Origin of the sequence: Kitasatospora sp. NPDC048540, from assembly GCF_040651175.1 — a bacterium.
In the GTDB taxonomy this organism is placed as follows: Bacteria; Actinomycetota; Actinomycetes; order Streptomycetales; family Streptomycetaceae; genus Kitasatospora.
In genome coordinates, this window is the sequence record NZ_JBEZIR010000069.1 from 36,219 (window position 1) to 45,137 (window position 8,919).

The 8,919-nt window shown below is 73.5% G+C and carries 7 protein-coding genes; 5 read left to right on the top strand and 2 right to left on the bottom strand.

Going from position 1 to position 8,919, the window contains the following annotated elements:
* The first annotated feature begins 2 nt into the window (after window positions 1-2).
* From AB0D08_RS24765 to argJ, 4 genes are all read left to right on the top strand, one after another.
* The gene (locus AB0D08_RS24765) at window positions 3-1,532 is read left to right on the top strand and encodes an asparagine synthase-related protein (RefSeq protein WP_033817548.1); all 1,530 of its coding nucleotides are present in this window, start codon (window positions 3-5) and stop codon (window positions 1,530-1,532) included.
* A gap of 57 nt (window positions 1,533-1,589) precedes the next feature.
* Window positions 1,590-2,540: an agmatinase gene (speB, locus tag AB0D08_RS24770; RefSeq protein WP_033817549.1), complete on the top strand. Its 951-nt coding sequence runs from the start codon at window positions 1,590-1,592 to the stop codon at window positions 2,538-2,540.
* The gene (cs1, locus tag AB0D08_RS24775; protein WP_033817550.1) at window positions 2,537-3,511 is read left to right on the top strand and encodes a clavaminate synthase Cs1; all 975 of its coding nucleotides are present in this window, start codon (window positions 2,537-2,539) and stop codon (window positions 3,509-3,511) included. Before speB ends, cs1 begins: the two co-directional genes overlap by 4 nt.
* A 217-nt stretch (window positions 3,512-3,728) precedes the next feature.
* Entirely contained in the window at window positions 3,729-4,910 is a 1,182-nt protein-coding gene (gene argJ / locus AB0D08_RS24780) for a bifunctional glutamate N-acetyltransferase/amino-acid acetyltransferase ArgJ (RefSeq protein WP_033817551.1), read from the top strand.
* A gap of 90 nt (window positions 4,911-5,000) precedes the next feature.
* Here the strand turns inward: argJ and AB0D08_RS24785 are convergent, their stop codons facing one another.
* Both AB0D08_RS24785 and AB0D08_RS24790 read right to left on the bottom strand, forming a co-directional pair.
* Complete coding sequence (locus AB0D08_RS24785; protein WP_359891632.1) at window positions 5,001-5,996, bottom strand: alpha/beta fold hydrolase; 996 nt, start codon at window positions 5,994-5,996, stop codon at window positions 5,001-5,003.
* 82 nt (window positions 5,997-6,078) lie between these two features.
* Window positions 6,079-7,263 (bottom strand): LLM class flavin-dependent oxidoreductase, encoded by a 1,185-nt coding sequence (locus tag AB0D08_RS24790; RefSeq protein ID WP_033821275.1) that lies wholly within the window; start codon window positions 7,261-7,263, stop codon window positions 6,079-6,081.
* A gap of 232 nt (window positions 7,264-7,495) precedes the next feature.
* On the opposite strand from AB0D08_RS24790, the gene AB0D08_RS24795 reads away from it, so the two are divergent.
* On the top strand, window positions 7,496-8,902 hold the full coding sequence (locus tag AB0D08_RS24795; protein ID WP_359891634.1) for an aspartate aminotransferase family protein: 1,407 nt from the start codon (window positions 7,496-7,498) through the stop codon (window positions 8,900-8,902).
* Window positions 8,903-8,919: the final 17 nt, after the last annotated feature.

Consider the following 8,919-nt stretch of genomic DNA (forward strand, 5'->3'; position numbering starts at 1 on the left):
CGATGGCGCGGACACTACCCGCCGCCACCGGCTTCCTGGCCGCCGTCCAGCACGGCGGCGGCCGGGCCCCCGAAGCGGACTTCGCCGCCGCCGGATCCCGCGCCGCCCTGCGGGCGCGGCCCGGCGGCCTGACCCTGGACGCCGTCCTGCTGCACTCCGGCGCACCCGACGCCGCCCACGCCCACGCGCGGGGCCGTACGGCGGTGCTCGCGGGGGAGCTGTACAACCAGGACGAGCTGCTCACCCTGCTCCCGGGGCGCTCCCGGCCGGTCACCGACGCGGACCTGCTGCTCGCCCTGTTCGACACCTACGACGTGCACGCGTTCCGGCTGCTCAACGGGCGCTTCGCCGCCCTGGTCGCGGGGGAGGGCCGGGCGGTGCTCGCCACCGACCACGCCGGCTCCGTCCCGCTGTACGTCAGCGCCGTGCCCGGCACGGTCCTCGCCGCGACCGAGGCGAAGGCGCTGCGCACCGCCCCCGTCGGACGGCGGATCGCGGCCGCCCGCCGGGTCCGTCGGCTGCCCGGCACCCACCAGGTGCCGGCCGGCACCGTCCTGGACCTCGAGGTGGCCACCGCCGGCTGCACCGACCACCGCACCTGGGCGCCCTCGCCGGCCCGCCGGATCATGCCGGAGCAGGACGCGGTCGAGGCGGTCCGGTGCGCCCTGGACCGGGCGGTCCGCGCCCGGACCGGCCCGGACACCCCGCTGGTGGTGCTCTCCGGCGGCATCGACTCCTCCAGCGTCGCCGCGCTGGCCGCCGGCCACCGGTCCGGGCCGATCGACACCGTGTCGATGGGCACCGACCTGGCCGACGAGTTCCCGCAGGCCAGGGTGGTGGCCGAGCATCTCGGCTCGGCGCACCGGGAGATCACCGTCCACACGGACGACCTGCTGCGGCGCCTCCCGCACGCGGTGTGGGCCGCCGAGTCGCTGGACCCGGACATCATCGAGTACCTGCTGCCGCTGACCGCCCTGTACCTGGGCCTGGACGGACCGGGCCGGCGCATTCTCACCGGCTACGGGGCCGACATCCCGCTCGGCGGTATGCACCGCGAGGACCGGCTCCCGGCCCTGGACACCGCGCTCGCCCACGACATGGCCACCTTCGACGGCCTGAACGAGATGACGCCGGTGCTGTCCGGGATCGCCGGCCACTGGTCCACCCACCCGTTCTGGGACCGCGAGGTGCTCGACCTGCTGGTCTCCCTGGAGTCCGGGCTCAAACGGCGCCACGGCCAGGACAAGTGGGTGCTGCGCGCGGCCATGACGGACCTGCTCCCGCACGAGACGGTCACCCGGCCCAAGCTCGGTGTGCACGAGGGGTCCGGCACCACCAGCTCCTTCAGCCGGCTGCTCGCGGACGCCGGGGTGCCCGCGGACCGCGTCCACCACGCCAAGGAGCTCGTCGTCCAGCAGCTGTTCGACCGGGTCGTGGTCGACGGCCGGCACCCGGACGAGGTGGCGGCCGCCGAGGTCGTCCAGCTGGTCGCCGACGGGCCGGCACGCGACGCACCGCTGCTGCGCCGGTGACGCCCGGCAACCGGGCGCGGCGACCACGGAACAGACACCGAAAGGAGCGCTGAAGGCGTGGAACGCATCGACATCAAGGTCTCACCCCGCTACGCGCAGATCCCCACGTTCATGCGCCTGCCGCACGACCCCGACCCGCACGGCCGGGACGTCGTGGTCATCGGCGCACCGTACGACGGCGGCACCAGCTACCGTCCGGGCGCCCGCTTCGGGCCCCGCGCGATCCGGGGCGAGTCCGGGCTCATCCACGGCGTCGGCATCGACCGCGGGCCCGGCACCTTCGACCTGATCAGCTGCGTGGACGCGGGCGACATCGACCTCACCCCGTTCAACATGCACATCGCGATGGAGACCGCCCAGCAGCGGCTGACCGGACTGCTGGACGACAACGCCGCCTTCCTGATGCTCGGCGGCGACCACTCGCTGACCCTCGCCGCGCTGCGCGCCGTCGCCGCCAAGCACGGACCGGTCGCGGTGCTGCACCTGGACGCCCACTCCGACACCAACCCGGCGTTCTACGGCGGCGAGTTCCACCACGGCACGCCGTTCCGGCACGCCATCGAGGAGAAGCTGGTCGACCCGCAGCGCATGGTCCAGATCGGGATCAGGGGGCACAACCCGCAGCCCGACTCGCTGGACTACGCCCGCGGGCACGGCGTGCGGATCGTCACCACCGACGAGTTCTGCGACCTCGGGCCCGCCGGGACCGCGCGCCTGGTGCGTGAACGCGTCGGGGACGCACCCCTGTACGTCTCGGTCGACATCGACGTCGTCGACCCGGCGTTCGCCCCCGGCACCGGCACCCCCGCCCCCGGCGGGCCCAGCTCCCGCGAGGTGCTGGCGCTGCTGCGCGGGGTCGGCGACCTGTCGCCCGTCGGATTCGACGTCATGGAGGTCTCGCCGCTCTACGACCACGGCGGCATCACCTCCGTCCTGGCCACCGAGATCGGCGCCGAACTCCTGTACCAGTACGCCCGTGCCCACACCCGAGAGAGGACCACCCCGTGACCGTCCTGGACTGCTCCGAGCACTCGGCCGAACTGCGCGCGCTCGCCGCCCGGCTGCCCCGGGTCCCGCGCGCGGACCTGCCCGGCTTCCTCGAGGCCGCGCACGCCGCCGCCACCGACCTGCCCGCCGCCCTGGCGGCGGTGCTGGACGACTTCAACTCCCGTGGCAGCAACGACGGATACCTGCTGCTGCGCGGCCTGCCGGTGGAGCCGGACGACGCCCTGCCGCCCACCCCGACCAGCACCCCGGCGCCGCTGGAGCGCCCCCTGCTGGTGATGGAGGCGATGCTCGGCATCGTCGGCCGCCGGCTCGGCCTGCACACCGGCTACCAGGAGCTGCGCTCCGCCACCGTCTACCACGACGTGTACCCCTCGCCCGGCGCCCACCACCTGTCCTCGGAGACCTCCGAGACGCTGCTGGAGTTCCACACGGAGATGGCGTACCACGTGCTGCAGCCCAACTACGTGATGCTGGCCTGCTCCCGGGCCGACCACGAGCGCAAGGCCGCGACCCTGGTCGGCTCGGTCCGCAAGGCCCTGCCGCTGGTGCCGGCCGAGTACCGCGCCCACCTGTACGACCGGCCGGTGCCCTGCTGCGTGGACGTGGCCTTCCGCGGCGGCGAGGAGGACCCCGGCGCGATCGCCAACGTCCGTCCGCTGTATGGCGACCAGGCCGACCCCTACCTCGGCTACGACCGCGAACTGCTCGCGCCCGAGGACCCCCGGGACGTCGAGGCGGTCGGCGCGCTCTCCAAGGCGCTGGACGAGGTCACCGAAGCGGTGCACCTGGTCCCCGGGGACGTCCTGATCATCGACAACTTCCGCACCACCCACGCCCGTACGCCGTTCACCCCGCGCTGGGACGGCAAGGACCGGTGGCTGCACCGGGTCTACATCCGCACCGACCGCGGCGGCCAGCTGTCCGGCGGCGAGCGGGCCGGCGACGTGGTCGCCTTCACCCCGCGCCCCTGACCGCGGCCGCCCGGCCGGGGCCCGCAGGAGTGACCGCTCGTCGGCCTCCTGCGGGCCCTTCGGCCGTAAAGCCCTGTCGTGCAAGAGAGTTGACGGACCGCCTGGCTCCGGGCCGGTGCGGACTCGACCCGGCAGGCGGCACATGATGGGATCGACCGGACACCGCACCGGCGTGTCGGCACGCCGGGGCACTCGGCCTCTCGGGAGACGATGGACCATGACCGAAATCGCAGCAGATGAGCCACGGGGGTTCGCGGTGCACACCGCACCGGTCGGGCTGGGCGACGACGGGCGGGACGACTTCACCGTCCTGCTCTCCACCGGACCGGCCGTGGTGAGCGCGGTCTTCACCCGCTCCCGGTTCGCCGGACCCAGCGTCACCCTGAGCCGGGCCGCCGCCGCCGACCGCAGCGCCCGGGGCGTCGTCGTGCTGGCCCGCAACGCCAACGTCGCCACCGGCGCCCAGGGCGAGGCCAACGCCCGCGAGGTGCGCGCCGCCACCGCGCGGGCGCTCGGCCTCGCCGAGGACGACCTCCTGATCGCCTCCACCGGGGTGATCGGCCGCCAGTACCCGATGGCCGGGATCCTCGACCACATCGGGACGGTCACCGGCCCGCTGCCCGAGGGCGGCTTCGACCGGGCCGCGCGGGCCATCATGACCACCGACACCCGGCCCAAGACCGCCCGCGCCCGGGTCGGCGACGCCGTGGTGATCGGCATCGCCAAGGGCGTCGGCATGATCGAGCCCGACATGGCCACCCTGCTGACCTTCTTCGCCACCGACGCCCTGCTCGACCCCGAGGAGCAGGACCGGATCTTCCGCCGGGTGATGGACCGGACCTTCAACGCCGTCAGCATCGACACCGACACCTCCACCAGCGACACCGCGGCCCTGTTCGCCAACGGACTGGCCGGCGCCGTCGACCCGGCCGCCTTCGAACAGGCGCTGCACGAGGTCGCACTCGCCCTGGTCAAGGACATCGCGAGCGACGGCGAGGGCGCCGGCAAGCTCATCGAGGTCCAGGTCTCGGGCGCCCGCGACACCGCCCAGGCCAAGCGGATCGGCAAGTCCGTGGTCAACTCCCCGCTGGTCAAGACCGCCGTGCACGGCGGCGACCCGAACTGGGGCCGGGTCGCGATGGCGATCGGCAAGTGCGCCGACGACACCGACATCGACCAGGAGAAGGTCACCATCCGCTTCGGCGACGTCGAGGTCTACCCGCCGAGCGGCCGCGGCGCCGAGGGCGAGGGCGAACTGCGGGCCGCCGTCGCCAAGCAGATGCAGGGCAGCGAGGTGGTCATCGGCATCGACCTCGGCATCGCCGGCGGCGCCTTCACCGTCTACGGCTGCGACCTCACCGAAGGCTACGTCCGGCTCAACGCCGACTACTCCACCTGACCGTACCGGACGGCGCCTGCACGGCTGCGCCCCCGGGAGGTCCGCCTCCCGGGGGCGCAGCCGTACCGCGGCCGTACGAGGGCGCCGCAGTCAGGCACCGGCCGGCGCGGGCCGCCCGGCCAGCAGCGCCGTGATCGCGTCGCCGATGAACTCCCGGTCGGCGGCGGTCGCCCCCGCACCGGCGAGGTGGCCCCACACCCCCGGGATCACCCGCAGGGCGGCCCGCGGCATCAGGGCGGCGGCCCTCGCCTCGTCCTCCACCGCGAAGCACAGGTCCCGGGCGCCCGGCAGCAGCACGGCCTCGGCCGTGACCGAACCCAGCGCGGCCTCCACCCGGCCGCCGAACCCGGGCGTCGCCCCGACGTCGGCCAGCTCCCAGGTCCCGACCATGGTCAGCAGATCCTCGGCGGACGGCCCGGCGACGAAGAACTCCTCCCAGAAGCCGGTGAGATACGCCTCCCGGGAGTCGAAGCCCAGCTCCCGGTAGCCGCCCTCGGCCCAGAACGGGTGCGAGGCCGCCCACCCGGCGAAGACCCGGCCCGCGGCCCGCCGGCCCCGCTCGCCGCCGCCGTCGGCGCGCAGCGCGGCCGACAGCGCCGCCAGGAACACCCGGTTGTGCTCACTGGTCACCGCCGACCCGCAGACCGGCGCGATCCGGCGCACCATCTCCGGGTACGACACCGCCCACTGGTAGGCGTGCGCCGCACCCATCGACCAGCCGGTCACCAGCGCCAGCTCGGTCACCCCCAACTCCTCGGTGAGCAGCCGGTACTGGGCATTGACGTTGTCCCGCGGGGTGATCGGGGGGAAGGCCGCCCCCAGCGGGTGGTTGCTCGGCGACGTCGACACACCGTTGCCGAACAGGCCGACGGTGACCACGCAGTACCGGCCGGTGTCCAGCGGTCTGCCGTCCCCGATCAGCCAGTCGTACGCGGTGTGGTCGCCGCCGAAGAAGGACGGGCACAGCACGGCGTTGCGGCCCTCGGCGTCGAGTGTCCCGTGGACCGCGTAGGCGATCCTGGCCGACGGCAGGGTCTCCCCGCCGGCCAGCGGGAGGCTGTCCAGTTCGAAGACGCGGTGGTCCACCGGCTTCTCCTCTGCGATGAACGGCCCACCGGGGGCCGGACGGACGGTCGGTGTCGTACCGGGCGGCGGCCCGCCGCCGGGCTCACAGCCAGTTGGGCGCGATCTCGGTCGCCCAGAGCTCCAGGCTGCGCATCTGCACGTCGTGCGGGATCAGGCCGGAGTACTGGCACTGCAGCAGGTACTCGGGGTCGTGCTGGGTCACCAGCTTCTCGATCTTGCGGTTGATGTCGTCGGGCGTGCCGACCCATTCGAGGCCCCGCTCGACCAGGGTCCGGTAGTCCGCGCCGATCGGGCCGGTCTCACCGACGTGGCGCAGGCTCTCGGTGAACCCCATCGGGCCGAACCAGTTCTCGAAGATGAAGCCGCCGCCGCGCTGCGCCCAGTGGTGCGCCTCGTCGGCGTCCCTGGCCACCAGGACGTCCTTCATCACCCCGACCCGCTCGCCGCGCCGCAGCCGGCCGTGCCCGGCCGCCTCCGCCTCCTCCTGGTAGAGGTCCATCAGACGGCGCACGATCTGGTCGTCGGTGTTCATCAGGATCGGCACCACACCCTCGCGGGCACAGAACCGGAAGGTGTCCTCGCTGAAGCTGAACGGCTGGAACACCGGCGGGTGCGGGTGCTGGTACGGCTTCGGGGCGATGCCCACCTCCTGCACCACGCCGTTCTCGTCCAGGCCGCGGCCGAAGCTGCGCACCGCGTCGTACGGGAACTCCAGGTCCTTCGGCGGGATCGTCCACTGGGCGCCCGAGTGCGAGAAGGTCTCGGTGGTCCACGCCTTCTTCAGGATCTCCCAGTGCTCCTCGAACAGCGCCCGGTTGCGCACGTCGTTGGCACCGGCGTCGGACAGCGTCCCGCCGACCCCGAACGGCTGGCCCATGATCTCGGCCCAGCGCTTCTGGAAGCCGCGCGCGATCCCGACGAAGGTCCGCCCCCGGGTCATGTGGTCGAGCATCGCCAGGTCCTCGGCGAGCCGCAGCGGGTTGTGGAACGGCAGCACGTTGGCCATCTGGCCGACCCGGATGTGCTTGGTCTGCATGGCCAGGTACAGGCCCAGCATGATCGGGTTGTTGGAGACCTCGAAGCCCTCGACGTGGAAGTGGTGCTCGGTGAACGACAGCCCCCAGTAGCCGAGTTCGTCGGCGGCCTTGGCCTGCTGGGTGAGCTGCCACAGCATGTTCTGGTAGTTCTGCCGGTTCACCCCGGCCATGCCCTTGAGCACCTGGTCGTGGCTGCCGACGGTCGGCAGGTAGAAGAGGATGGACTTCACTGGTGGTCCTTTCGTGCCGCGCCGCGACGCCGCGGCCGGCTGCGGGGGAGGGGCGAGTCGACGGTGGCACCGGCTTCTTGCGAATCGTTTGACGCGCCGCCTGTCGGCCGGCCCGCCCCGGCGGCGGCCCGGCGCCCCCGGCGGACGACGACGCGGAGCGGGACGTCCAACGGGCGCCAAGGAGGCGCTGCCAGCCTGGTGACGGGCCTCACCCGACCCGAAGGAGCCCGCCTTGAACCCAGCAACTGCCAGCGCCCCCGGTGCGACCGGTACCGGGCTCGCGGCCGCGGACCGCGCGACGCTCATCCACCCCACGCTGCCGGCCCACCGGACGGACCGCACCGTCCTGGTCTCCGGCCGGGGCTGCCGGGTCACCGACGACGCCGGCCGCACCTACCTGGACGCCTCCGCCGTCCTCGGCGTGACCCAGGTCGGCCACGGCCGCGCCGAACTCGCCCGGGCCGCCGCCGACCAGATGACCCGGCTGGAGTACTTCCACACCTGGGGCACCCTCAGCAACGACCGCGCGGTGGAACTCGCCGCCCGGCTGGCCGGCCTGGCACCGGGCCCGCTGCGCCGGACCTACTTCACCAGCGGCGGCGCGGAGGGCAACGAGATCGCGCTGCGGATGGCGCGGCTGTACCACCACCGGCGCGGCGAGCCGCAGCGCACCTGGATCCTGGCGCGCACCATGGGCTACCACGGCATCGGCTACGGCAGCGGCGGCGTCTCCGGATTCCCCGTCTACCACACCGGGTTCGGCCCCAGCATGCCGAACGTGCACTTCCTGACCCCGCCGCACCCGTACCGCCGGGAGCTGTTCGCCGGGACGGACGTCACCGAGTTCTGCCTGGCCGAACTGCGCGAGTCGATCGAGCGCATCGGCCCGGAGCGGATCGCCGCGATGATCGGCGAACCGGTGATGGGCGGCATCGGCGCGGTCGTCCCGCCCGCCGACTACTGGCCGCGCGTCGCCGAACTGCTGCGCTCCTACGGCATCCTGCTGATCCTGGACGAGGTGATCACCGGCTACGGCCGCACCGGGCACTGGTTCGCCTGCGAGCACTTCGGGGTGGCACCCGACATCCTGGTCACCGCCAAGGGCCTCACCTCCGGGTACATCCCGCACGGCGCCGTGCTGGTCACCGACGAGGTCGCCGACGCGGTCACCGGCGAGCAGGGCTTCCCGGCCGGCTACACCTACACCGGGCACCCGACCGCGTGCGCCGTCGCGCTGGCCAACCTGGACATCATCGAACGCGAGGGACTGCTCGCCAACGCCACCGCAGTCGGCGGCCATCTACGGGGCCGGCTGGCGGAGTTGACGGACCTGCCGGTGGTCGGCGAGGTCCGCGGGGTCGGTCTGATGCTGGCCGTCGAACTGACCGCCGACCGGGAGGCCCGCAAACCGCTGCCGCACGGCACCACCGAGGTGGCCGACGCGCTGCGCGAGCAGGCCGGCATCATCCTGCGGACCAACCCGTACGCGCTGGTGATCAACCCGCCGCTGGTGTTCACCCGGCAGGACGCGGACCAACTCGTCGACGGCCTGCGGTCGGTGCTCAGCCGGGTGTGCTCGCCCAGGCCGCCGCCCACGGCGGCGACTCGGCCGACACCCAGCGCTGGATCTCCGAACTGAACCAGCAACTCCCGCAG

What these genes read in the sequence shown, in the direction of transcription:
- AB0D08_RS24765 (WP_033817548.1), top strand. Translation starts at nt 3, where the DNA reads ATGGCGCGGACACTACCCGCCGCCACCGGCTTCCTGGCCGCCGTCCAG.
- argJ (WP_033817551.1), top strand. Translation starts at nt 3,729, where the DNA reads ATGACCGAAATCGCAGCAGATGAGCCACGGGGGTTCGCGGTGCACACC.